Raw genomic sequence first — 25,621 nt, 5'->3', positions numbered from 1 at the left:
TCCGACGCGGAACAAAGGAACCAGCAACGCGATAAGACCACTTATCGCGCACTTCATATGGATGCGAGCTCAGCCCCGTAGAGTCAGTGCCGAGGGGCGACCGCAGCCGCCGCATCGGTCAGCTGTCGCCTCCAGCCCCCTGAGAACCGCCCGAGACCATGAGAGGAGCCGCCGATGCCTGACACCCTGACGATGCAGCAGGTGGCCGACCTCGCGGGCGTCCGACGAGCCGTCGTGTCGATGTGGCGATCGCGCTACCCCACGACCGAGGGTGGGTTCCCGGCCCCTGTTGACGCGCGCTCGCTCACGTTCAGCGCCGACGCGGTCGGCGAATGGCTCACTCGTACGGGCCGCGGCAACAACCCGGACGCGGCGGTCGATGCGGCGCTCCATTCGTCCCGTTTCGCGACGATCCGTGAGCATCTCGACGCCGCGTCGGGTCTGCTGCTCCTGCAGGCCCTCACCGGCGAACTCCTCGCCGACCTCGACGCGGAGACGGCGTTCGACGCGATTCTGGACGCGCAGCTGCCGGCGTTGCTCCCGCCGCGCGAGATGCTGGCGGCTCTCGATGACGCAGCCCTCGTCGCCGACGTCGACACCCTCGCCGAAGCCGGCTACGGCGGTGAACGCGTGCTGTGGCGGCTCGTCGCGGCGGAGCACGCACCGGGCGGAGCCTTCGCGGAGCACTCGCTCACGGTCGACGCCGCCGCGATGTTCACGTCGCTGCTGCGTGCGGTGGCGACGGCTGACCATCACGTCGTCCTTCACGGACAGGGCGCGCTGGCCCTGCTGACACAGGTCGCGGCGGACATCCCCGCCGACGGAACGTCATCCCTCGGCCAGGGCACCATGCCGCTCAACGCCGGGCTGAGTGTGCGCGAGAAAGGCGCCGAGGTGGCACCGGGCCGGGCCTCGGCTGCGTCACGCCTGGCTCTACGCGCCTTCGCCGCGCGCGGAATCGAGACGACGGGCACCGACGCAGGCGACAACCTCCACGTCATCGTCGAGAACCGCGCCGACGCGCATGCTGCCATCACGCTGTTCGAGAAGGTTCGCGCCGTCTCCCATGACCTTGCAGATCGCGACGTGGCCCTCGTCCTCGCCCCCGCCGATCTTCTCGTCGGCACCCTCGGCGAGGGATCGAACCTCGACGAAGCCCGCCGTGAGTGCTTCAACATCAGCCAGGCCCAGAGGGCGGTGTCACGTCATCGTCAGGAGCAGCGAGCCGGCCTCGCACCGGATTACACGCTGCCGCTACGCTACGTCGCCACGCTGCCGAAGGGGATGCTGCGCGCGACGGGTCGCCGCCGCCTCGCACTGTGGGCACTGGCCCCGAACACCGACGACACGCGCCCGGCTTTCACGACGTACGACGACCACGCGAACCACGCACTAGACCCCGGTGAGTGCGATGCCCTTGCTGCGGATGTCGCCGCCGCCTGCTCGGGTGATCGCGCAACGCACGCATTCTTGCGGGCGCGTCATCGCGCGACGTACAACCTGCTCGACGAGCCGTCGCTCGTCGTTCCGCCCGGCGTGCGCGAGCCGCGTGACGGCGGTGAGGTGCTTGCCCAGGCGTGGGGTCACGAGAGCCGCGCCGGCGCGCCGTTGGCGTCCGAGGTCGACCTCGTCTCCGCGGGGCTGGTTGCCGCCCAGGCGCCCAAGACCTGGGCTGACGTCGTCAGCACGTGGGCGAGTGTGCGTCGGGGCCACCGCGTGCCGGACGAGATCACCGCGGCGACGCGAGGCGCGCTCGTCGACGTCATCGGTGCTGACGAGGTGCGGGGCCTGCGCGCGGTCGGTGCGCGGCGCGTGGATCGTCTCGAGGTCGAGCGTGTCGTGCCGCAGGTGCGCTACACCGAACCTGGGGATGTTGTGTTCGTCGCCGTCGAACGACCGGCCGCGATCGTCGACGAGCGGGGTGGACGCGTCGTGCAGACGCCGGCACGCATCCTGCGACCTCGAAGTGGCGCGCCCGACGGTTTGCGCTTGATCTCGGCGCAGGCTGCGCTCGACATCAACGTTCAACGCGGCGTCGACACCGCCGGTTGGCACCTCCATCTCACGCCGGCCGAGCAGGCCGACGCAGCGCAGCGTGTCGCGACGACGGTGGCCGCCCGTAGGCGGGCCTTGCGCGACCAGCTCACAGCGCTCGACGCATACGAGACGACGGTGCTCACCGGCATCGCCGAGGGCGTCTTGCGCGCCGAGATCTCGTCCACGCGTCCTACGCATGACATGCAAGAAGGTGCAGCGTCGAGGGGCGGCGCCGCATGACCGTCCGTGATTGGCAGTGGCACGGGCAACTGTCCACCTGCCTTGTCAACAGGTGGTTGTGGAACACCTATGAGGTCGGCGTCTCGACCTACGGAGCAACAGTCCGTCGATGGCCGCAGGCAGAAACGCCGCGAGTAACGGGACTTGAACCCGCGACTCGAGCGGCGCGCTTTCTGCAGCCGGGAGCAATGTCGTGTGATCAGTTTGGAAGACTGATCGTCCGATCCGCGCGACCGCCACTGCAGTGGCTCGTCCCAGCGAGGCCACAACACCGATGTAAAGGGACTCTAAGCCTTGACATCGATGGTGGGCCCCAGGCGTGCCCCCACTCTGCCGAGCAGCGCGTCCCCTCCTGTCGCCGCAGGGGATGGCCACACCAGCAACAGGGACTCGAACCTCGTCGGTGCGTCCCCGATCCCGCCACATCCATCTGCCGTGAAACGACGCGCACACGTCTCGACGCGGCACCGAAGACTCAAAGCCCGTACCTGCAAGGAGAAACCCCGTGACCCCACCCAAGGCCAAGGCCGCCGCAATGGCGCCGTCGTCGAAGAAGGAACTGCACGACACGTTGTGGAAGGCCGCGGACAAGCTGCGCGGCTCGATGAGCGCGAGCCAGTACAAGGATGTCGTGCTCGGCATCGTCTTCCTCAAGTACGTCTCGGATGCGTTCGAGGAGCGCCGCGAGCAGATCCGTGAGGAGCTGGCGGGTGAGGCGGAGAACTTCGTCAGCGACACGCTCGAAGACCCCGACGAATACGTCGGCAACGGCGTGTTCTGGGTGCCGACGAACGCGCGCTGGAGCTTCATCGCACGTCACGCCAAGGGCATGGAGGCTGCGGGCGGGCAGGAGAGCAAGAGCGTCGGCAAGCTCATCGACGAGGCGATGGCGACGCTGATGAAGCAGAACGAGTCGCTGCAGGGCACGCTGCCGACGATCTTCGGGCGCGACAACATCGACCAGCGTCGCCTCGGCGAACTGATCGACCTGTTCAACTCGGTGCGCTTCACCGGCGAGGGCGCGACGAAGGCACGCGACCTGCTCGGTGAGGTGTACGAGTACTTCCTCGAGAAGTTTGCGAAGGCCGAGGGCAAGCGCGGCGGCGAGTTCTTCACCCCGCCGGTGCTCGTGCGCACGCTCGTCGAAATTCTCGAACCGCACTCCGGGCGCGTGTACGACCCGGCGTGCGGCTCGGGCGGCATGTTCGTGCAGGCCGAGAAGTTCTTGGAGCGGCACAAGGAGGATCGTGACGCGATCGTCGTCTACGGCCAGGAGAGCATCGAGGAGACGTGGCGCCTGGCGAAGATGAACCTCGCCATCCACGGCATCGACTCCCAGGGCCTCGGCCCGCGCTGGGGTGACACGTTCGCGCGCGACATCCACCCGGGTGTCGTCGCCGACTACGCAATGGCGAACCCGCCGTTCAATCAGAAGGAGTGGGCGCGCAACACCGAAGACGCCCGCTGGAAGTACGGGGTGCCGCCCGCGCGCAACGCGAACTACGGGTGGATGCAGCACATCCTGAGCAAGCTCGCGCCGCACGGTGAGGCGGCCGTCGTCATGGCGAACGGCACGATGGCGTCGAACAGCGGCGGCGAGGGCGACATCCGCAAGGCGATGCTCGAGGACGACGTCGTCTCGTGCATGATCGCGATGCCAGGCAACCTCTTCCGCGGCACAGCGATTCCCGTGTGCGTGTGGTTCTTCGCGAAGGACAAGAAGGCCGGTGCGGCCGGCGCGAACGACCGGCGCAAGCAGGTGCTGTTCATCGACGCCCGCGAGGTCGGCCACATGGTCGACCGCGTGGAGCGCACGTTCTCCGACGACGACATCGCGCGCATCGCGAACACGTTCCGCACCTGGCGCGGCCGCGCATCGGCAGACGGCGAGTACGAGGACGTGCCCGGCTTCTGCAAGAGCGTGACGCTCGACGAGATCCGCGCCGCCGACTACGCGTTGACGCCCGGCCGGTACGTGGGTGCCGCGGCGGCTGCGGAAGATTCCGAACCCATCGACGAGAAGATCGCGCGGCTCACGAAGGAACTCACGGCCGCGCTCGACGAGTCGGCGCGGTTGGATGCCGTCGTTCGCGAGCAGTTGGGGAGGTTGGCATGACAACCTATGTGCCTCTTGGCGAGCTGGCGGCAGAAAAAGGTTTCGTGGGGGGGCCCTTCGGCTCCAACCTGGTGAGCCATGACTACCGCCCTTCGGGCGTTCCAGTCATTCGCGGGGCCAACATGGGTGAAGACGGGCGCCTCCACGGCCCGTTCGTTTACGTTAGCGAGGAAAAGTTCAAGTCTGATCTTGCACGCAACACAGCGTCTGCGGGCGACCTGGTCTTTACTCAGCGGGGAACGCTCGGACAGGTGGCACGCCTAGATGAGGGAAGCCATCCCTTCGTTATTTCGCAAAGTCAGATGCGACTACGCGTGGACCCGCGAAAGGCCGATAGTCGTTACGTTCTGTATGCGTGCCAGTTGGAGGAGTTTCGCCAGCTCATCGACTCGGTGGCTATCCGTACGGGTGTACCTCATATCAACCTGGGAATACTCAGGGAATTGGTCATCCCTGTTGCCCCTTTACCCCTGCAACGGGCGATCGCGGAGGTACTGGGGGCGCTGGACGACAAGATCGCCGCCAACCGCCGGGTGATCGATGGTGGCCACAAGATCGCGCAGTTTCGGGTCGAAGTTGCGCTCGGAGACGCTGACCGGTGCCGTGTTGGTGATGTCGCCGAGTTCCTCAACCGCAAGCGGGTGCCGCTCTCGAAGGGCGAGCGTGAAGCTCGCCCAGGTGAGGTGCCCTATTACGGGGCGGCCGGGCGGCTCGATACGGTGGATGACTCGCTGTTCGATGAGCCGCTAGTGCTTGTGGGGGAAGACGGCACGGTCATCACGGACGAGGGGCGTGCGGTCGTGCAGTACATCTGGGGGCCGTCGTGGGTGAACAACCATGCGCATGTCCTGCGTGGAACTACGGTCTCGACGTCTCTTCTCCGATGGTTGGTCTACAGGGCAGAAGCACGCCACCTTGTGACGGGCGCTGTCCAACCCAAGATCAGTATGGGGAATCTCAAGACACTTGAGCTTGCCGTACCGGGAAAAGATGTGCGGGGCGCCCTGGAAGACGAGTGCGACATGTTTGCCGCGCAGGAACGTGCACTCAGCGAGGAGAACGAAACCCTCGCGAAAACCCGCGATGAGCTGTTGCCGCTGCTCATGTCGGGCAAGATCACCGTTAAGGACGCGGAGAAGCGTGTGGAAGGGGTGGTGTGAGTGCCGGTCATGACTGAGGCCGATTGGGAGCAGCTCGTGCTCGATCAGCTCGGTGAGTTGGAGTGGCAGCCGAAGCACGGCAAGGAGCTGGCACCCGGCTCGAAGGAGCGCGAGTCGTGGGCCGACATCGTCCTGCACGGCACGCTGAGTCAGAAGCTGCGCGACCTCAACCCCGGGGTGCCCGAGGAGTACCTGCAGCAGGCGAAGGCGGAGGTGCTCGCGCCGCAGTCGCAGGACGCGCTGGCGGAGAACAAGCGCTTGCACGACATCCTCGTCCGCGGCTACACGGGCATCACGTACGTCGACGACGAGGGTCGCGAGCAGAGCCCGACGATCCATTTCATGGCGCACGGCGATGTCTCGAAGAACGCGTACTTCGCGGTGCAGCAGGTGACGATCCGCAGCCGTGAGCGCGAGCGTCGCTTCGACGTCGTCCTCTACGTCAACGGCCTGCCGCTCGTCATCGTCGAACTCAAGCAGGCCGCCGCGAAGAACGCGACGGTCGAGGGCGCCTACAACCAGTTGCAGACGTACCTGCGCGAGTTCCCGATGGCTTTTCGTTTCTGCGCGTTCGTCGTCGCGAGCGACGGCATCAGCGCGAAGTACGGCACGCCGTGGACGCCGTACAACCACTTCGCGCCGTGGAACGTCGACGAAGAGGGCCACCTCATGGAGTTCGGTGAGACCGACCTCGACGGGGAGGCGACGACCGAACTCGACCTCACACTGACGGGCCTGTTCAACATCGACCGGTTCGGGCAGATCATGCGCGACTTCATCGCGTTCGATCAATCCGAAGAAGGCCTCGGCAAGCGCATCGCCAAACCCCACCAGTACTTTGCCGTGACGAAAGCCGTCGCGTCCACCATCAACGCCGTCGACAGTGACGGCCGCGCCGGCGTCGTCTGGCACACGCAGGGCTCCGGCAAGTCGATGGAGATGGAGCTCTACACGGCCAAGGTGATGCGCCACCAGCGCCTCGCGAACCCGACGGTCGTCGTCATCACCGACCGTCAAGAACTCGACACCCAGCTCTTCGACGGGTTCCGGGTGAGCGCCCTGCTGCCGGAGGAACCGAAGCAGGTGGCCTCGCGCGACGAGCTGCGGCGCCTGCTCAGCGAACAGCTGACGGGCGGCATTTACTTCACGACGCTGCAGAAGTTCGGCCTCACCCAGAGCGAACGCGAAGCGGGCGCCGACCATCCGCTGCTGTCGGATCGGCGCAACATCATCGTCATGGCCGACGAGGCGCACCGCAGCCACTACGACACCCTCGACGGGTACGCACGTCACCTCAAGATGGCGTTGCCGAACGCGACGCTCATCGCGTTCACCGGTACCCCCATCGCCGAAGGTGAGCGCGACACGCGGCGCGTGTTCGGCGACGACATCGACGTCTACGACCTGCTGCGAGCCGTCAAGGACGGCGCGACCGTGCCGGTCGCGTTCGAGCAGCGCCTCATCCAGGTACAACGCGTCGACGGCTTCGGCGACGAAGACATCGACGAACGCGCCGAGGAGGTCTCCGCCGGGCTCGACGACGCCGACAAGGCGCGACTGCAGCAGAGCATCGCCAAGCTCGACACGATCTACGGCTCCGACGAACGTCTCGAGAAGTTGGCCGCGGACGTCGTGAGCCACTGGGAGAGGCGGCGCGAACTCATGACGCCGTTCATCGGCGGGCCCGGCAAGTCGATGATCGTCTGCGCGACGCGACGCACCGCGGCGCGTCTCTACGCGAAGATCGTCGCGCTGCGCCCGGAATGGCACGACGACGCCGACGACAAGGGCGTCATCAAGGTCGTCTACAACGCCACGCCGAGCGACGACGCCGAGGTGACGAAACACCTGCGACGCCCCAGCGCGACGGCCGCCGTGAAGAAGCGGATGAAGAACGCGGACGACCCGCTCGAGATCGTCATCGTCAAGGACATGATGCTCACCGGCTTCGACGCGCCGGCGCTGCACACGATCTACATCGACCGTCTGCTCAAGGGCGCACTGCTCATGCAGACCCTCGCCCGGGTCAACCGCACCTACCGGGGCAAGGCCGACGGCCTGCTCGTCGCGTACGCGCCGCTCGCGGAGAACCTGACGAAGGCGCTCGGCGAGTTCACCCGCGAGGCCGGGACGCCCGGCGAGAAAGCCGTCGGGCAGACGGCCGGTGACGCCGCGGAGATCGTGTTCGACCTCGTCGACTCGCTGGAGGAGACCGTCACCGCTGCCGGCGTCGACTGGCGTGCCCTCGCGAACGAGGACACGCCGCGCGCGTGGCGCAACGCGGCGCTCGCCGTCACGAATGCGTTGCGTTCGCCGTTGACGCCGGGCAACCGCGACGAGGGCGACCCCGACGTGCGGCCCCTGGGTGAGCAGTTCCGGGTGACCGCCGCGAAGCTCGCGCGAGCGTGGGCGCTCGCGGCCGGTGAGGCGACGGTCGAGCGGGTGCGCCCGCAGGTGCGTTTCTTCGGTGAGGTGCGCGAGTGGATGGCGAAGCGCGACGCCGCCGATCGTGTCGCGCGCGGTGAACCGATCCCGGAGGACATCCGACTGCGGCTCGGGGCCCTCGTCGTCGAGTCGACCGAGGCGACGGGCGTCGTCGACATCTACCGTGCCGCCGGGCTCGAACCGCCGACGCTGTCGGACCTGTCGCCGACCTGGATCGAAGAGGCCGCCCAGCCCGACCGCGCGCAGGCCGCGATCGACGCGCTCAAGGCGCAGTTGCTCACCGACGCGCGCACCGCGACCGCCGGCAACGAGGTGCGTTCCAAGCTGTTCTCCGAGCGCGTCAACGAGCTGATGTTCAAGTACACGAACCAGCAGCTGACGTCGGCCGAGGTGATCGCCGAGCTCGTCGAGTTGGCCAAGGAGGCCGCGGCCGAAGGGCGGCGTGGTGAGCGGTTCTCGCCACCGCTGGAACATGACGAGTTGGCGTTCTACGACGTCGTGGCCGAGAACGAAGCAGCCGTCGACGTCATGGGCGACGACGTGCTCGCTCAGATCGCCCGTGATCTGGTGGCCGCCATGCGGCGCGACACGCGCATCGACTGGACGGTGCGTGAAGACGTGCGCGCCAAGCTACGCACCACCATCCGACGACTGCTGCGCAAGTACGGCTACCCGCCGGATCAGCAACCCGAAGCCATCGTGAGAGTCATGCAGCAGATGGAAACCCTGGCCCCGAAGTATGCGGAGGACGCGCGATGAGTGACCCAGTGCAGACGAGGCACGAGGTCCGCCGGGCTCTCGACGCTCTCGAAGAAAGACTCGAGCCGCTGATCGACGCGCGTCTTCGTGAGTTCCTCCACGGTCTGGAATGGACGGAGATTCTCCGAGCCCTCGACGAATCCCGGGGGCGTCCACGCGGCCAGTACTCGCGAAACGACCTCGCCGCGCAGTTGCGCATGCTCACCGAGAGACTGGGTGAACTCGGCTACCCATTTGACGATGACCCGCGACATCCCCGACGCGTCTCGTCCCTCGGCACCCAGCTGCGACAGCTCCGGAACACGGAAAGACACAACGACGTTCTTGAACCCCGCGACGCATGGCGCGCCGGTGACCATGCTGCGCAACTCCTCGATGCGCTGGGAGACGTTGAAGGGGCGCGCCGTCTCGCTGCGATTCGTGACGACGTTGGACGCGCACTGTACGGGGGTGGGCAGCCCATGCCAGCGCGGCGCGAGCTTATGCCCGCGGAGGACATCGACGGGGCCGTCACGCCGGAGGTCCCCATCCCCGCCATCCCCGCAGTGCTGGACGGTGCCCCACTCGGCGACGAACGGCTGGCATACGAACCGTGGCACCCCGTCATCCTCGGGGAGCGTTCGGACATCGAGAACTTGAAACGGGACGCTTGCCGTCAACGTGTGCAAGGCACGCTGAAGATCATCGTAGAGACAGAAGGGCCGGTGTCGACGGAACGGCTGGCGCGGCTTACTGCCGCAGCCTTCGAGCGTCGCATCTCACCTGCCCTGCGGCGGAGCCTGATGCGCCAGATCAAGCAGCTCCCGGGCGACATCGACAGTGATGGCTTCATCTGGCCGGTGGATATCAAGCTCGCGGAGTGGACGCAATTCCGGCCCGGGCCCCGGACAAAACCGGAGGATCTGTGTCCACGCGAAGTAGCGAACGCATTGCGCTACTGGACCGACCAGCTCGGCGCTCCGGCGTCAGCCCCCGAAGTCCAGGCCGCCACGCTCGCCACGTTCGGCCGCCAGCGGCGTACCGCTTCGGTTCGTGAGGTGCTGAACCGCGCTGAGGCCCTACTCGAGTGAGCGTTGAGCGTTGTCGGTGGCGAGTGGCACTCTCGGGATCATGATGAGTGAAGGTGCCGGATGAGGCTGGCGTGGCCGCCCGGAGTCCGGTCGACGCGTGACGGCGCCGCGATGTGGGTGACGCCGGATGTTGCTCGAGCAGACCCTGGCCTGCGCGAGATGCTGGCGTCCCTGCCGCCGGCGGTTCGCGCCGACCTGCGCGCTCAGATCAAGCGCAAGCGCGACCGGGCGCTGGAAGGCACATTGCAGTTCTGTCCCTGCGGCCCGTCGCAGAGGGGATGCGCGCACGACGTCAAACAATCCGTGCGGCGGCCACTCGTGCTCGAGATGCGGTGGAAGAACGTCATCGACGAGGACGGTGCTCACCTGGCAGCCCGGCTGTATTTCACCGAGCCCGAGCACCTCGATGAGCTCACCTTTTTGACGTTCCGGGCCAAGTACCCCGACACAGCAGGGTGGCGCGCAGCCCAGAACGGGCACATGGACGAGGCTGAGGCGGTGCGCCTCGCGCATTTCAGTTCATGAGTCATACTGGGGGTATATGACTCTGAGTGCATACGTGGGGGTGTGTGATGGATTTTCTCGATGACATCTTCGGGCCCGAGACAGACGAGGATCGTCTCGCCGAGCGCAACCTCGTGCACGAGGAGGAGTGGCTGAGCCGCCTCGTCGAGCTGCGCAAGGGGAAGAATCTCTCCCAAGGTGACGTGGGCGAACGCATGGGGATCTCGCAGAGCGGTGTCGCGCGCATCGAAGCAGGAAACCGCGATCTCCACCTGTCATCGCTGCGTCGCTATGCCATCGCCGTGGGCGCAGAGGTGCGACACGTCGTCAACCCTGCCCGCCCGACGTTGACCGTCGACATCGAGCCCGAAGATGTCGCTCCGGTGGTGGGAGTGCCTCGCGCGCGACGCGATGCCCGCACCATGATCTTCGCCGTGGGTGGCTGACCGTGCTGATCGCCGGGGTCGACGTGGAGCTGCGAGCGGTGACGGTGTTGAGCACCAGCGCGGCTGTGAAAGCTGACGACGAGCTACCCGAGTGGGCTCCTCTCGCGGGCAAGATGAGTGCGAGTTTCGACGCGGCCCACTTCGAGAAGGCGGCCCGGGTTCGTATCGACATCACCGCCACCGGGGACGACGGCATGTGCGCCGTTCGCGCTGAGCTTCTGTGTGAGTTCGCAGTGCCGAATGATGAGAGTTTCGCTCGGGATTGGCCCGAATCCGACGCTCACGGAGCCCTGGATGCCGTGTGGCCCCACGCCCGCGGAGCCCTGCAGGCGGCAGCATTCAGCATCGACCAGCGCCTGCCTCTTCGGCGACTGCCTCCCGAACCGCACAGCCACTGACACCGGGGCCGGGATGCCAGCTCCATCCCCGGCCGGTTCGCTCAGATCCGCCGCGGCGCACCCGTGGGGCCGCGCACCCAACCCCACGCCCGTTGCGATGTGTGGCAAGGTTGAACGAACGCTGAACACCACCCCGCCCCGCGAGGTCCGACCGCACGAGGTAGCCACGACATGTCGAGCGACGCCCGCGTCCGCACCGTCCGCCTGGACTGGACGCTCGAATCCGTGCCCAGCATCCGCCGCACCATCGTCGACGACCTCTCCGACGGCGAGATCAGCGACGAAGTCATCGGCGAATGCGAGATCGTCGTCAGCGAACTCGTCACCAACGCCATCCGCCACGCCAAGCCCCTGCCCGACGGCAGCATCCGCGTGCACTGGAAGGTGCGCGCCCCGCGCGTCGAGATCGAAGTGACCGACGGCGGCGGCGACGACATCCCCATGCCCAAACCCAAGAGTGAATGGGTCAACTCTGGCCGCGGCCTGCGCATCGTCCGCTCCCTCGCCCACGAATGGGGCGTCAGCGACGAACGCAACGGCCGCACGGTGTGGGCCAGTTTGGGCGGCCCCAGCCGACGCCGCGCCTGAGCTCACTACGTTCGCCCAGCGCGGGCGTCGACGTGCGACGCCCAAGTTTTTTTGCGCGTCTTGCGGCGCATCGGCCTCGCACGCTCGGCAGATGCACGCGCTGCGACACGCGTGCGGCCCGTCGCGCAGGCGCGCCTGACCTCGCAAGCTCGGGCAGGCCGCCTCCGCGGCGGCCCGCCCAAACATTTCTCTGCGCGTCTTGCGGCGCATCGGCCTCTCAGGCTCGGCAGATGCACTCGCTGCGACACGCGTGTGGGCCGTCGCGCAGGCGCGCCTGACGACGTTCCACTACCGCAGCGAGATGACGCATCGCGCCGCCGCGGGCACACGACATCACTAGACTCATCGACCATGGGTAAGGCTTCACGCCGCAAGGGCAAAGAGAACAAGCGTCCGCTCGATCCGTCGCAGATGCCGGCGCCGTTCGTCGCGCGTCCATTCGAGGGCCTCGCAGGTGAGACGGACTGGGTGGCGATGCGTGAGATCGTCCCGTCGGCGACGGCAAAGGTCACCTTCGAGGTCCACGGGCAGGAGCACGAGGCGGTCATCGCGACGATCCTGCCGATGGCGTGGCCCGGCCTGCGTCGCGAGGACGGCGACATGATGGTGGCGCTGCAGACGGGCGGTGGATCCGGCGACGCGAGCCGCGACCTCGCCGCGCAGCTCATCGCTGTCACGCAGCTCGAGAACGGCCAGCCGCTGCCCGCACCGCCGCGCGTCAGCGCCGCGACGCCGCGCCTGCAGGACATCATCACGAGCACGACGTTCGAACCGACCGTGCACGAGACGTTCGACTTCTGGATCCCCGAGGAGCACGAGATCGGCGAAGAGGCCTCCGTCTCGATGGAGGACGCCAACGAGTCGATCGCTCCGACCGCCCCGATCGACGGCGTCGACTCCGCCTACTGGTGCCTCATCGGCGATCGCGCCTTCATCCGCTGGGTGCTGCCGCACGACGAGAACAAGGCCACCGACGCGCTCGCCCGCCTGTCCGCATCCGGCAAGGCGCGCATGCCGGAGAACGACGACGAAGGCCGCCTCCTCGGCGCGTTCCGTGCGTGCGGCGTGCTGACGCCCGTCTGGGAGGTCGCGACCGACCGCCTGCCCGAGCAGCAGGCCGCGCCGATGGCCGAACTCGCCAAGGCCTTCGACGATGCGTTTGCCTCGCTCGAGACCGAGCCGCTCACCGCCGACGAAGGTCGCGCCCGCAACGGCATCGTCTCGCGCCAGATCACGCTGCGCTGACGTCCGCCTTCAGGTCGCACTGAGCTCGGCTCTCACCGTCAGATCCTGGTGAGTCAGGGCTCAGCGTGGGGCGTCTGCCTCGTCGACTCCGTCGCCAGGCGCTCACCTCGCCTGCACTCTTCGTCAGGCCCCCACATCGTCAGGTGCGGGGCCTCACACGTGTCGCTGCCGGGGGCGTCGTCGTCTGACGGAAGGGGCCGAGCGCGGCGCGCGTCCGACGTCGGCTCCACGTCGGCGACGGTGTGAAGGGAGCAGTGGGAAGGGCTCGAAGCCCCCGGAAGCCTGTACACATCTGCGATTCTCGTCCACACTCGCCTGCCCGCAACGTCCGTTGAACGTGGGCGTAAATCGCAGATGGGTACGGCCGTCAACTCTTCACGGCAGGCACGCGAGGGGCTTCGCTCGTGCGCGGCGATCCGAGGCGCGCCGCGACGATGACGAGCAGTGGCATGATGACGAGCGCCCCGGCGGGCGGGATCGAGGTGCCCGAGTCGTTGGCGAGGAATCCGGCGGCGAGCATGATCGTGATGGCGATGAGGCCGTGCCGCATCATGGGCACGCGCACGAGCAGTGGCTTGAGGAAGCGCCCGGGCCCGTCGGGAAACGCGAGCACGACGATGCACACGACGAGCCAGATCGGCACGAACCAGTAGAACCAATGCGTGTTGAGCATGTGCCAGTTTGCGTACAGCACCCGCCTGATCGGGTTGACCTGCCCGTCGCCGATGAGGCCGGCGAAGATGTCGCCGAGGTGTGTGCGCGCACTCTCGCCGCGCAGGTAGTCGAGCCAGCCGATGACGAAGACGAACGCAGCACCGCCCAACGCGGCGAGCAGCAGTCGCGTCAGCGTGATCCGCCACCCGCGCGCACGCATCGCCAGGTAGATGATCGCGGGCACGAACGCTGCCGAGCCGCCACCCTCGTTGCCCCACTGCGGCACCCCGTTGACGAGGATGGCGGGCACGCCGATCGCGAGCACCGTCAGCAATGCGAGCCGCGGCCGTTTCATCGCGCGATAACGCCCCGCGAGCATCGCCGCGACGAACAGGCATGACGTCATGAACAGCGCGTATCCGACGTTGCCCATCCCGAAGAATCGGCCGCCGTACACCGGCTGCAGCCCGAGCACGCTGACGAGCTGCAGCGGCGATCCCTGTACCGCATCCATCGCGAGCACCAGCGCGGTGCAGGAGGCGACGAAGACGGCAGGGCCGGGCGTCCAGCGACGCCACGGCCCGAGCAGTGCTAGCGTCGCGATGACGACGATGATGACGACGACGCACCCGCCGAGCCACGCCAACGCATGGTCGTGGAGGTACCAGGCGTAGAGCTTCGCCAGGAAGGTGGCCACCGGCACCGCACCGAGCAGCGCACCCGTCGTCGCCCACCAACCGCGCGCCACCCGCAGCCGGCGCGTCATGACGGCGCGGGCCGCGTCGTTGCCGTCAGCCGCGTCGCGTCCGCTCCAGGGCCACCACGCCACACCAGGACGTGGGCCCGCACCGACGCCCGCGTCGTTGCCGTCGGCCACGTCACGTCCGCTCCAGGGCCACCAGCGCGCGCGGACCGACAGCCACGCCCCGATGGTGACGGCGAGCGCGCCGAGGGCCGCAACCCAGACGAAGAACGGACCGACGAGGTTGCGTTCGGTGCGCAGCAGGGTCTGGGTGTTGCGCACCGAGCGCAGTGCGGCGGGCGTCGAGACGGGTTCGATCGACAGGGGGCGCCCCTCGCCGAGCACCGGCGCGCGGGGGGTGCGTTCGAGGACGAACGCGGAGATGTCGGTCGTCGTGACGATCCCTCGCTGACGCGTCTGGCGCGAGCGCAGCATGCCCGAGCCGACCGTCGGCCCGTCGAGCATGATCGCGCGCGGCGATTCGGGGCGTTCGTCGTCGGTGAGGCCGGTGACGAGGACGGTCGTGTCGATGGGTGCCGCGTCGAGCACCTGACGCAGTTGCGCGTCGCTGCGCCCCTCGAGCGAGACGTACGTGACGGGGCACGCGGCGAGGTCAGCGCCGGAGATTCTCGGCCAGTAGTGCGAGACGACGCCCTGACGGTTCGCCGCACCGAGCGTCGCCCGTTCTCCGACGGCGCTGACGCACTGGCCGTCCTTCTCCAGTGTCGAGGTGACGAGCCCCATGCGTGAGGGGATGTTGCGTTTCAGCGCGTCCTTGGCCCACGTGCTCCACTGCGGGTAGCGGTAGGTGTGGTGCGTCGCGTCGTACTCGCCTTTCACCGGGGGCGGGCAGAAGTCGTTCGTGCCGGACGCTGCCGCCATCGGCGGGCTGTAGCCGAGCGGGGTGCGTGTACCGGAGCCCAGCGTCACCCATGCCGCGTCGCTGCACGAGTGGTCGCTGATGACGCGGACGAGCTGGTTGCCGACGGCGGCGTGCTGCGACATGTCCCACAGCGTCGGTGTCGTGTCGGGGTTGATGTCGCTCCATGTCAGCCCCGGCATGCCGACGACGACGAGGTTGCCCGGCTGCGCGCGATGCGTGGGGGAGGTGTCGGACTTGGCGACGGAGATGCCCACGGCGAGCGCCGCGAACGTCACGGCGGCGACGAGAGCAGTCACGAGCCACCGACGGAACACCGCTCAAGCGTAGTCGCTGATCCTGGATCCTCGCGGCGACCCGGTAGGCTCGTGGCCCGTGGATCTCGCTCTCGCCCTGACCGTCTTCACGACGCTGTTCCTCGTCGAACTCCCTGACAAGACCTTCATCGCGACGCTCGTGCTCGCGACGAAATACCGACCGCTGTACGTGTGGATCGGTGTCGCGTCGGCGTTCGCCGTCCAGACGGTCGTCGCCGTCCTGTTCGGACGCGTCCTCACGCTGCTTCCCGAGAAGCCGGTGCACGCCATCGTCGCGCTGCTGTTCCTCGTCGCAGGTTTCGTGCTGATCAAGGGCGCGAAGGAGGCCGATGAGGGTGAGGCGGAGGCCGAGGAGGAGTTCGGTGCCAAGGCCAAGCCGGCCGAGGGGCTCAAGGCGATCGGGGCGAGCTTCCTCATCCTGTTCCTCGCCGAGTGGGGCGACCTGAGCCAGCTCGCGACCGCCGGTTTCGTCGCGCGTGGCGGCAACCCCTGGCTCGTCGGCCTGTCGGCGTTCCTCGCGCTCGCCCTGGTCTCGGCGCTGGGCGCCGTCGCCGGAAAGGCGCTGCTCAAGCGGCTCAGCCTCTCCGCCATCCGCACCGCCGGTGGCGTCGTGTGCCTGCTGTTCGCGGCGCTCATGGTGGCCGCCCTCGCCGGCGTCGAATTCCCGGCCTGGGTGCCGGTCTGATCGACCACGCCCGGTTGCATAGGCTGACGTCGTGATCGCCGTCGCTCTCGCCGTCGCAGTGTGTGCTCTCCTGCTCGCCGGGTGGGCGCTCCTGCAGGTCCGCGCGAGCGAGGTCCGCCTCGCGTCCATCATCGGTGACGACGACGGCGGCCCGCGGCAGCTGGCGCGCGAGATCGCCTCCGCCCGAACCGAACTCGCCGCAGCCCGTGCCGGTTCGCGACGCGCGCTCAAGCACGTCGCCGTCGTCCGCTACGACGCGTTCGGCGACATGGCGGGTCAGCTGTCGTTCTCGGTGGCCCTCGTCGATGACGCCGGTGACGGGCTCGTCATCTCGTCGATCCACGGGCGCGCCGAGTCACGCACGTACGCCAAGAGTGTCGAAGCAGGCGCGAGCTCGAGCGAGCTCACGCCCGAGGAGAAGCAGGCGGTCGCCGCGGCGCGCGCCGGTGAGGGGAATGCCCGATGACGCACGACGAACCGACCTACGGCTACCTCGGCCCTGCCGGCACGTTCACGCAGGCTGCGCTGCGGGGGTGGCTAGAGCAGCAGACGCGTGACGCCGCCGAAGCGGTGCGTCCCGCCAGTGACGAGGGGGCGGCCGCGACCGCGCCTGCCGCGGGTGCTTCGACCCCAGGTGAGGCGAGTTCGCACCCGCACCAGACTCCCAGCTCGTCCGCCGCCCCGACCACGACGGACAGCCTCGTCGCGGCTGCCCTGGAACGTTCGGTCCCGTTCGCGACCGTCCCGGCAGCGCTCGACGCGGTGCGTTCGGGTGGCGTCGACGGCGTCATGGTGCCGATCGAGAACAGCGTCGAAGGTGGCGTGAGCTCCACGCTGGACGCCCTCAACGCGGGAGCCGGCGCCCCCACGGACTCGCAGCTGCTGCTCGTCGGTGAGGTGCTCGTGCCGATCACGTTCGTCCTCGCGGCCCGCCCGGGCACGCGCGCCGAGCAGATCACGGGCGTCGGGTCGCACTCGCACGCGTGGCCGCAGGTGCGCGGCTGGATGGCGTCGAACCTGCCACAGGCGACCTACGTGCCGACGCTGTCGACGGCCGCCGCCGCGCAGAGCCTCGCGGATGACGCCGCCGAGAACTTCCAGGCGGCCGTGTGCGCGCCGATGGCCGCCGACGTCTTCGGCCTCGAGACCCTTGCCACGCACATCGGCGACAACGCGGGCGCCGTCACCCGATTCGTCCTCGTGACGAAGGCCCGCGACGCCGCGGGCCGCCCCCGCACCCCCGCGCCGACGGGCCACGACAAGACGACGCTCGTGCTGTACCAACACGCCGACCGCGCCGGTGGGCTGCTCGAACTGCTCGAGCAGTTCGCGACGCGCGGCATCAGCATGTCGCGCCTCGAATCGCGCCCGACGGGCGAGGCGATGGGCAGCTACTGCTTCTCGCTCGACATCGAGGGGCACATCGCGTCCGAACGTGTCGGGGAGGCGCTCATGGGGCTCAAGCGCGTCGCCGCCGACGTGCGCTACCTCGGCTCGTACGCACGCGCCGACAAGCGTCCCGTCGACGTCGCCCCCGAGACGAGCGACGAGGCCTTCGCGGGCGCCCGCGCCTGGCTGCACGCGCTGCGCTGAGCGCCGGCCGCCTGAACGGGGTCTCCTCGTCGCAGGGCGCCGCGCGTCAGTCGCCCGTCAGTGCCACGTGCGGTGACGCGACTCGACGAACGGCGCGTCGTGGTCGGCGAGCCAGCGCAGCACCTGCGGTGCGACCTGCGGTTCGGTGCGCGCGAGTCGCTCGTGCAGTTCGGTGAGGTTGAGGCGCACGCCCAGCTCGTCGAGCGTGCGCAGGATCGTCAGCGTCATCTCGAACACCAGCGCCCAGCGGTCCTCGGCCTCGGGCGTGAAGGCGTAGTCGATGCGTCGGATGCGCGGGTTGTCCTGCACGCGCTCGAACCGAGCGTCGAGTTCCGCGCGCGTCGCGCTCGTGCGGGCGACGGCGGCGTCGAGCTCCTCCGGAGAGACGGGGTCGAGGCGGCCCGCCGGGTGCTCGGCGGCGTGACGCAGGGACGCATCGTCCTCGCGCACGTAGAAGTGCAGCAGCTGACTCGTCGCGCGGCCCTGCGCGTCGCCGAACGGTGCATGGTCGTTCGCCGGCGGAACGACGGCGCCGTGGTGCGTCCACACGCGACGCAGCGGGGTCGCCGCGTAGAGCAAGTTGTCATGGATGTCGGCGCGCAGCGGTTCCGCCGCATAGGGGTCGCACACGAGCTCGCGGGCGAGCTCACGCGTCGTCGTGAAGCCGTAGCCGAGCACCATCGCGATGAGGTCGCCGACTTCGTCGGGCCACGGCGTCGTCGTGACGGACGTGATGGCGATGGCGGGCAGGCCGACATGGGGGCGATGCACCTCGCTCGCGCGCGGGCAGCCGACGTGCTGCACGGCCCAGGCGGCGTAGGCGTCGGGGTTGGGCTGCAGGCTCGTGTCGGCGAAGCGCGGTGCGCGTCGGCTGCGGACGGCGAACGCGTCGTGCAGCGCGTCGTGGACGAGGGGGTACTGGTTCGGTTGCGGCGCGGTGGCCTCGGCGCCCTGTGCGCGTAGGTCGATGCGGTCGGAGACGTGCATCGGGTAGCCGCGCGGGCCCTCGAAGACGGGCAGGACGGCGGCGCCGAGCCCCGACGCGGTGGCCGTGCGCACGACGTTGACGGCGCCCTCGTCAGCAGTGATCGCCGTCAGGGTGCTCTGGGCCTCGGCGATCTTGGCGCGCACCGTCTGCAGCCGGTAGGCCGCTTCGATGAGCTCGGGGTTCTCGGGGGCGGGGTCGAGGATGCCCATGACGCGCGGCAGGTGCGTCGGGTCGTAGATCGCGCGGCCGGTGGGGTCGCTGCTCATGCCGAGGATGCGTCCGATGACCTTGAGCGTCATCAGGGGCGGTGACGTCGAGTGCCGCCAGCGCTTGATGATCTGCTCGTCGACGGGTGCGCTCAGACCGCTGGAGGGCAGGTCTGCGTTGATCGCCTCGGCGAGCGCCTTGTTCGTGAAGCGGCGCAGTTCCATCCAATGCTTGAGTTCGCTGCGGAAGATCTCCCAGCTGGAGTCGTGCGCTGCCATCGTCGGTGGTCCCCTCGTGAGCGTGCCCGTGTCCGACGCGGGCGCATGCCGTGGCTTCCGGCCAGTGTAGGAAGGCGCGGCTCGCTTCGCCGCCCACTAAGTCGGTTGTCCGACCTGTGGACAGAAATTTTCGCCGACCCTCGTCAGGCCCTATTCGACCAGGACGAAAATTTCGGATTGACCAGGGGGCACTCGTGGTCGGCCAGCCACCGCAGCAAGGAGTGGGCGATGTCCGGTTCGTCTCGCAGCAACCGATCATGCACGGCGTCGAGGCCGTCGGTGCGCTCGACGCCGAGCTCGGCGAGAAAGCGCGTCGCGGCCAGCGCCGCGCCGAGGGCGTTCTCCCACCGCTGCGCCGGCGTCTCGGCGAACGGTGTCGGCACGAGCAGGGTGCGTCGTCGCACGTGGGCGAGCGCGCCGCTGTGCAGGCGGGCCTCGACGGTGGACGCGGTGGTCTCCGCCAGCGTCAGAGCCTCCTCGGCGCTCATGCCGAGCTGCCCGCCGAGCCATTCGGACGTCCACTCGATGAGCCGGTGATCCTCGACGAGTCGGATGTGCACGAGGCCGGGCGAGCCGGTTCCGTCGGCTGCGGCCCACGGTGAGTTCGGGTTGTCCTCGGGCACCATGACGCTGTGGTGCGTCCACACGTGGTGCGACGGCGGGCGCGCGACGAACTGATCGTGCACCTCGCTGCGCAGCGCGTCCGTCGCGATCGGGTTGCGCGTCAGCTCACGCGCGATCTCGCGGGTCGAGACGAAGCCGTAGCCGAGCAGCCACGCGATGATGCCGCCCACGTCGTCGGCCCACGCACTCGTCGTCGAGGCGGTGACGGCGATCGCCGGCGCGGCGGGGTGGATGGCCTTGCCGTTGCGCATCGAGGGGCGGCCGATGAGCTGGATCGCCCAGTGCGATTGTTCAGCCAGATCATCAGGCTGGGTGCTGAATCGTGGATGGCGGGTGCCCGGTACGGCGGCGTTGGCGACGAGCGCGGCGAGCATCTCGTCGTTCTCCTCGACGGCAGGGATGTCGTCGCGCGGGGTGCGGAAGTCGATGCGGTCGGCGACATGCATCGGATAGCCGACCGGCCCCTCCCAGACGGGGAAGACGGCCGCGGCGTACCCATACGAAAGCGCCGTCTGGACGAGCTGGCCGGCGCCGGTTCGCGCGGCGTGGCGGCTCAGCTGGCCGCGCACCTCACTGAGGCGCAGGCGAAGCTCCTGCAGGCGCAGGCTCGTGTCGAGAAGTTCCTGGGCCGGCGCGGCGGGCGCGAGCAGGCCCATGCGACGCAGGATGAACGCGGGATCGTAGGGAGCCTGACCGCTCGGATCGTCGCTCATCGCGAGCAGCGAGGCGATGTGACGCACGGCTTCGAGGGGCGGTGACGTGGAGTGGCGCCATCGCTTGACGACGTGCTCGTCGAACGGCTGGTCGACGGAGAGTTCGTTGAGGCGAGCGGCGAGGGCCCTGCTCGTCATCCCCCGAAGCTCCATCCAGTGGCGGAACTCCTCGCGGAACGCCTCCCACCCGGCGTCATGGCTGGCCATGCAGCAGCTCCTCGTTCTCGGTTGCGCTTCCCCCGTGCGCGGCGCCGTGGCGGCTCGCGCGGGTCTGTCGTCCGCCACCACCCGGTCGGACGTCAGACCCACTACGCGTGTCGGATTTCACCACTCGCGTTCGATAAAGCGTACCTGACGGTCAACATAGATCCAGGGTCATTGGTCCCTTCGGGTGAAGGAGCCGGTGCGACGGGCAGTGAATGAGACGCGCCCGCAGCGCCAAGGTTGTTGTGATGTGGGGCACACTGGTGGAACCGACGAAAGGAAAGACCCATGGGCCCGGCCGCACCCCTGCCGTACCGCTCGCCGTGGATGGACGACGAACTGGAAGACCTCCAGCGTCTCGCCGCCACGTTCAGCCGCGAGATCTTCGCGAACATCGACCGCTACAGCGAACAGCACCAGGTCGATCGTGACGTCTGGACGAAGGCGGGTGAGCTGGGCCTGCTCGGCCTGTCGGTGCCAGAGGAGTACGGCGGCAGCGGCGCGACGTTCGCGCACGAGGCCGTCGTCGCCATCGAGCAGGCGAAGGCCGGTGACGACTCGTGGGGCTTCGTCGTCCACGCCATCATCGTGACGCACTACATCGTCGCCTACGGCACCGAGGAGCAGAAGCGCAAGTGGCTGCCGAAGCTGTGCTCCGGCGAATGGGTCGGCGCCGTCGGCATGACGGAACCCGGCGCTGGCTCCGACCTCAAGCGCGTCTCGACGCGCGCGGTGCGCGACGGCGACGAGTTCATCATCAACGGCTCGAAGACGTTCATCACGAACGCCGGCCACGCCGACCTCATCGTCCTCGTGGCCCGCACCTGCGAGCGTGACAAGGCCGCCGGGCACAAGGGCATCTCGCTCATCGTGCTCGAGACGGCCGACCTCGACGGCTTCGAGCGCGGGCGCGTGCTGCAGAAGATCGGCCAGCACGGTCAGGACACGCGCGAACTGCACTTCACCGACATGCGCGTGCCCGTCGCGAATCTGCTCGGCGAGGAAGGGCGCGGTTTCTACCACCTCATGGAGCAGCTGCCGCAGGAGCGCCTCGGCCTCGCGTGCACCGCCGTCGGATCGGCGGAGCTGGCCGTGAAGCTCGGGGTCGAGCACGCGAAGTCGCGTGAACTGTTCGACGGCACGCTGATGGACCTGCAGAACACGCGCTTCGTGCTCGCCGAGTGCTCGACGGACGTGCTCGCCGCCCGCACCCTGCTCGATCACTGCATCATGCTGCACATGGAGCGCAAGCTCGACTCGGCCACCGCCTCGCGAGCGAAATACTGGACGACGGACGTGCAGTGCAATGTCATCGACCGCGTCCTGCAGCTGTTCGGCGGCTACGGCTTCATGCTCGAGTACCCCATCGCGAAGATGTACGCCGGCGCGCGCATCCAGAAGATCTACGGCGGCGCCAACGAGGTGATGAAGGAACTCATCGCCCGCTCGTTGTGACCTGACGCCCGCAGAGCGGTTCGTCGAGTCCCGGCGAACCGCTCTGCGGTGCCCAGAGGCCGCTTCGTGCGCGATTGGGCAGGATGAAGGCGTGAACATCGATATCGCACATGCCATGCCTGGGGACGTCGACGAGCTCGTCGATCTGTTCGAGCAGTACCGCAGCTTCTGCGGCAAGGCGCCAACGCCAGACGCGCGGACGTTTCTGGCCGAGCGCATCGAGACGGGGCAGACGCTCGTCCTCGGCGCCCGGGACAGCGTGGGCGTCGTCGGGTTCGCGCAGGTCTACCGCGCGTTCGACTCGATCCACCTCACTCACGACTGGGTGATCGCCGACCTGTTCGTCGACGGAGGCGCACGCGGACGCCGCGTCGGCGGGTCGCTGCTCGAAGCGGTACTCGACGGTGCCCGTGAGAACGGTGCGCACCACGTTCGCGTCAGCACGCAGAGCAACAACGCCTACGCGCACCGCCTGTACGAATCGCACGGCTTCGAACAGCTAGACACCACGGGCGCGACGGTCGACTACCAGCTGAAACTGCGCGACCACCACTGACGCGCTGCGTCCCTGAAGGCCCGCCCCTGCGCGATTGTCGTCCCCATCTGCGATTCGTCCATCTTCGCAAGCGGCGTCCACATCGGTGATTTCCGCCCACATCGGCGAACGGCGTCCTCAGCCGCGATTTCGGTCATATTCGCCCTTGCATCGACCGTCGTGGACCGTTGATGCGCAGGGGCTTCGGCCGGCTCGGTTGGAGCGTTGTCGGTGGCCCGTGGCAGTGTGAGGGCATGGCAACTTCGCAGATGATCGTGCTCGCATCGCGCCCCCACGGCGCGCCCACCTCCGACAACTTCCGCCTCGAGACGCGGGAACTCCCCGCCCTCGGCGACGGCGAACTGCTCGTGCGCAACACCGTCATGAGCGTCGACCCCTACATGCGTGGCCGCATGAACGACGTGAAGTCCTACGTGCCGCCGTTCCAGATCGACGAGCCCCTCGACGGCGGCGCGGTCGGCGAGGTCGTCGAATCCCGCGCTGAGGGTTTCGCGGAGGGTGACCTCGTCCTCCATGGCCTCGGCTGGCGCGACATGGCCGTCGTGCCCGCGAAGGCGGCACGCAAGGTCTCCACGAACGTCGGTGGCGCGCAGGTGTCGCCGTCCGCCTACCTGGGCGCGCTCGGCATGCCCGGCATCACGGCGTACGGCGGGCTCATGCGCGTCGGTGAATTCCACTCCGGCGACGCGGTGTTCGTTTCCGGCGCGGCCGGTGCCGTCGGCTCGCTCGTCGGTCAGATCGCGAAACTCGAGGGTGCGTCCCGCGTCATCGGTTCGGCGGGCTCCGCACAGAAGATCGCGCGTCTCGAGGAGCTCGGTTTCGACGCCGCCTTCAACTACAAGGACGGTGACGTCCGCGGCCTGCTCAAGAACGCCGCGCCGGACGGCATCGACGTCTACTTCGACAACGTCGGGGGCGACCACCTCGAGGCGGCCATCTCGTCGATGAACACCCACGGGCGCATCGCGATGTGCGGCGCCATCGCGCAGTACAACTCGACGGAGCCGGCCGCCGCGCCGCGCAACCTCGCGCTCGTCATCGGCAAGCGCATCACGATCCGCGGGTTCATCCAAAGCGACTTCCGCGACCTCGTGCCCGAGTTCCAGCAGAAGATGGCGACGTGGCTCGCCGATGGCTCGGTTCAGTGGGACGAGACGGTCGTCGAGGGCCTGGAGAACGCGCCGCAGGCGTTCATGGATCTGCTGAACGGCGCCAACACCGGCAAGATGGTCGTCTCGATCTAATGGTTCGACTCCCGTCGCGCCACGCCCCGCAGGGCGGCGCATGCGACGTGAGATCCAACTGCGTCACCAACGTCCGGGTGAGTCAGTCCTGACTGACTCACCCGGACACGACTGACTCACTCGCCGGTAGACCCAGCACCCCGGCCTCGAGCACCCCGGGCGAGCGCCGTCGGGCGGGTATAACGTCGGGGGATGAGCGCACTCCTTGCCACGAACTGGGCCGGCACCGTCGTCTTCGAAGCACCCGAGCGATACGCGCCGCGGACGACCTCGCAGGTGCAGGACGCGGTCTGTCGGGCAGCGGCCGACGGTGGGCGGCTGAGGGTCGTCGGCACCGGCCACAGCTTCAACGGCATCGCCGACACAGACGGCGTGCAGCTCAGCCTCCTCGACCTCGAGCGTCGCATCGACCTCGACGAGGACGCGCGCTGCGTCACCATCGACGGCGGCGCCACGTATGCGCAGGTCAACGCCGTTCTCGCGCAGCGTGGTTGGGCGCTCGAGAACCTTGCGTCACTGCCGCACATCACCGTCGCCGGGGCCATCGCGACGGCGACGCACGGCTCCGGATGGGAGCGTCCGAGCCTCGCGTCTGCGGTGCGTTCGCTCACCCACGTCACCGCTGCGGGCGAGCTGCACACGATGACGCGCGGCGAACCCGGGTTCGAGCACTATCCCGTGCATCTCGGTCTGTTCGGGCCCGTCGTCGAGTTGATCCTCGACGTCGTGCCCGCGTTCGACATCGCGACGACGGTGTACGAAGGGCTCGAATACGACACCCTCGTCGACCATCTCGACGACCTGACGCGCCCGCTCTACTCGTTCAGCATCGCCCCCGACTGGAGCGACGGCGGTCGGGCGTTGCTGTTCGCCAAGCGTCCGCGCGGCGTCGATGCTCCGGCGCAGCTCGCCGGCGCCCGCGCCGCCACGAGCCCTCGTCACCCGAGCCCAGGCGCTGATCCCGTCGCGGTGACTGAGCAGCTCGGTGTTCACGGGCCGAGCGCCGAACGGCTGACTCACTTCCGCAGCGACTTCGCCCCCAGCGTCGGCGACGAGGTGCAGAGCGAGTACTTCGTTTCACGTGAAACGGTCGCGGACGCCCTGGGAGCGCTGCCACAGTTCGCCGACGTCTTCGCCCGCCTCGCGCATTCGATGGAGATCCGCGCCGTCGCCGGCGACAGCCTCAGTGCGAGCCCGTTCGCCACCGGCGAGATGCTCGCCATCCACCTCACCTGGCGCCGCGACCCGGACGCCGTCCGCCGTGAACTGCCGGCCCTCGAAGCTGCACTCGGCCACCCGCGCCCGCACTGGGGCAAGCTGCACGCGGCACCGCCACAGCAGCTCAGCGAACAGTTCCCCGGACTGCATGCCCTCGACGGCGAGGCGCGTCGGCATGACCCGTCCGGCATGTTCCGCAACGCCTGGATCGAGCGGTTGCTCGGGAATGAGCCGGCCTGATTTGGTGCTGCAACG

Annotated in this window: 20 protein-coding genes; 17 read left to right on the top strand and 3 right to left on the bottom strand. The window is 68.4% G+C overall.

The annotated features are described in order from the left end of the window. Positions 1–174: 174 nt before the first annotated feature. From J4Z35_RS05005 to J4Z35_RS04960, 10 genes are all read left to right on the top strand, one after another. Entirely contained in the window at positions 175–2,277 is a 2,103-nt protein-coding gene (locus tag J4Z35_RS05005; protein ID WP_208065405.1) for a hypothetical protein, read from the top strand. A 535-nt stretch (positions 2,278–2,812) separates the two neighbouring features. Beyond that, complete coding sequence (locus tag J4Z35_RS05000; protein ID WP_208065424.1) at positions 2,813–4,393, top strand: class I SAM-dependent DNA methyltransferase; 1,581 nt, start codon at positions 2,813–2,815, stop codon at positions 4,391–4,393. Continuing rightward, positions 4,390–5,553, top strand: coding sequence for a restriction endonuclease subunit S (locus J4Z35_RS04995; protein WP_208065404.1), 1,164 nt, complete (start codon positions 4,390–4,392; stop codon positions 5,551–5,553). Before J4Z35_RS05000 ends, J4Z35_RS04995 begins: the two co-directional genes overlap by 4 nt. A gap of 9 nt (positions 5,554–5,562) precedes the next feature. Then, the gene (locus J4Z35_RS04990) at positions 5,563–8,757 is read left to right on the top strand and encodes a type I restriction endonuclease subunit R (RefSeq protein ID WP_208065403.1); all 3,195 of its coding nucleotides are present in this window, start codon (positions 5,563–5,565) and stop codon (positions 8,755–8,757) included. Beyond that, positions 8,754–9,827, top strand: a complete 1,074-nt coding sequence (locus J4Z35_RS04985; RefSeq protein ID WP_208065402.1) for a Swt1 family HEPN domain-containing protein — start codon at positions 8,754–8,756, stop codon at positions 9,825–9,827. The genes J4Z35_RS04990 and J4Z35_RS04985 overlap by 4 nt, the downstream gene beginning before the upstream one ends. 111 nt (positions 9,828–9,938) lie before the next feature. Beyond that, positions 9,939–10,352: a hypothetical protein gene (locus tag J4Z35_RS04980; protein WP_131940348.1), complete on the top strand. Its 414-nt coding sequence runs from the start codon at positions 9,939–9,941 to the stop codon at positions 10,350–10,352. 47 nt (positions 10,353–10,399) lie between these two features. After that, positions 10,400–10,777, top strand: coding sequence for a helix-turn-helix transcriptional regulator (locus J4Z35_RS04975; protein ID WP_074039599.1), 378 nt, complete (start codon positions 10,400–10,402; stop codon positions 10,775–10,777). A 2-nt stretch (positions 10,778–10,779) separates the two neighbouring features. Continuing rightward, complete coding sequence (locus J4Z35_RS04970; protein WP_074039600.1) at positions 10,780–11,175, top strand: hypothetical protein; 396 nt, start codon at positions 10,780–10,782, stop codon at positions 11,173–11,175. A gap of 171 nt (positions 11,176–11,346) precedes the next feature. Beyond that, entirely contained in the window at positions 11,347–11,763 is a 417-nt protein-coding gene (locus tag J4Z35_RS04965) for an ATP-binding protein (protein WP_006947063.1), read from the top strand. A 351-nt stretch (positions 11,764–12,114) separates the two neighbouring features. Then, complete coding sequence (locus J4Z35_RS04960; RefSeq protein ID WP_074039601.1) at positions 12,115–13,008, top strand: DUF5926 family protein; 894 nt, start codon at positions 12,115–12,117, stop codon at positions 13,006–13,008. Positions 13,009–13,375: 367 nt separating this feature from the next. On the opposite strand, the gene J4Z35_RS04955 is transcribed toward J4Z35_RS04960, so the two are convergent. Further along, on the bottom strand, positions 13,376–15,601 hold the full coding sequence (locus J4Z35_RS04955) for a hypothetical protein (protein ID WP_208065401.1): 2,226 nt from the start codon (positions 15,599–15,601) through the stop codon (positions 13,376–13,378). A 58-nt stretch (positions 15,602–15,659) separates the two neighbouring features. On the opposite strand from J4Z35_RS04955, the gene J4Z35_RS04950 reads away from it, so the two are divergent. From J4Z35_RS04950 to pheA, 3 genes are read left to right on the top strand one after another with little or no spacing between them, the layout of a single operon-like run. Next, on the top strand, positions 15,660–16,286 hold the full coding sequence (locus J4Z35_RS04950; RefSeq protein WP_074039607.1) for a TMEM165/GDT1 family protein: 627 nt from the start codon (positions 15,660–15,662) through the stop codon (positions 16,284–16,286). Between the two features lie 31 nt (positions 16,287–16,317). After that, the gene (locus tag J4Z35_RS04945) at positions 16,318–16,752 is read left to right on the top strand and encodes a DUF4446 family protein (protein WP_074039609.1); all 435 of its coding nucleotides are present in this window, start codon (positions 16,318–16,320) and stop codon (positions 16,750–16,752) included. Further along, positions 16,749–17,879 (top strand): prephenate dehydratase, encoded by a 1,131-nt coding sequence (gene pheA, locus J4Z35_RS04940; protein WP_074039611.1) that lies wholly within the window; start codon positions 16,749–16,751, stop codon positions 17,877–17,879. Before J4Z35_RS04945 ends, pheA begins: the two co-directional genes overlap by 4 nt. A gap of 57 nt (positions 17,880–17,936) precedes the next feature. Here pheA and J4Z35_RS04935 read toward each other — a convergent pair whose 3' ends face one another. Both J4Z35_RS04935 and J4Z35_RS04930 read right to left on the bottom strand, forming a co-directional pair. Beyond that, positions 17,937–19,352 carry a hypothetical protein gene (locus tag J4Z35_RS04935; protein WP_074039613.1) on the bottom strand — a complete coding sequence of 472 codons (1,416 nt, stop codon included), beginning with the start codon at positions 19,350–19,352 and terminating at the stop codon, positions 17,937–17,939. Between the two features lie 143 nt (positions 19,353–19,495). After that, a complete protein-coding gene (locus J4Z35_RS04930; protein WP_062257184.1) occupies positions 19,496–20,896 on the bottom strand; it encodes a hypothetical protein in 1,401 nt (466 codons plus the stop codon). A 285-nt stretch (positions 20,897–21,181) separates the two neighbouring features. Between J4Z35_RS04930 and J4Z35_RS04925 the strand changes: the two genes are divergently transcribed. The 4 genes from J4Z35_RS04925 (at position 21,182) to J4Z35_RS04910 (ending at position 25,606) form a co-directional block, all read left to right on the top strand. Further along, positions 21,182–22,348: an acyl-CoA dehydrogenase family protein gene (locus tag J4Z35_RS04925; protein WP_074039615.1), complete on the top strand. Its 1,167-nt coding sequence runs from the start codon at positions 21,182–21,184 to the stop codon at positions 22,346–22,348. A gap of 91 nt (positions 22,349–22,439) precedes the next feature. Further along, a complete protein-coding gene (locus tag J4Z35_RS04920; RefSeq protein WP_083603792.1) occupies positions 22,440–22,904 on the top strand; it encodes a GNAT family N-acetyltransferase in 465 nt (154 codons plus the stop codon). Between the two features lie 233 nt (positions 22,905–23,137). After that, entirely contained in the window at positions 23,138–24,148 is a 1,011-nt protein-coding gene (locus J4Z35_RS04915) for an NADP-dependent oxidoreductase (RefSeq protein WP_074039617.1), read from the top strand. 192 nt (positions 24,149–24,340) lie between these two features. After that, entirely contained in the window at positions 24,341–25,606 is a 1,266-nt protein-coding gene (locus tag J4Z35_RS04910) for an FAD-binding protein (protein WP_074039620.1), read from the top strand. Positions 25,607–25,621: the final 15 nt, after the last annotated feature.

It is taken from the genome of Dermacoccus sp. NHGro5, from assembly GCF_017565385.1.
Classification (GTDB): Bacteria; Actinomycetota; Actinomycetes; order Actinomycetales; family Dermatophilaceae; genus Dermacoccus; species Dermacoccus nishinomiyaensis.
Note: the sequence above shows the minus strand (reverse complement) of the source record. Positions and strands in the feature narration are given on the sequence as shown.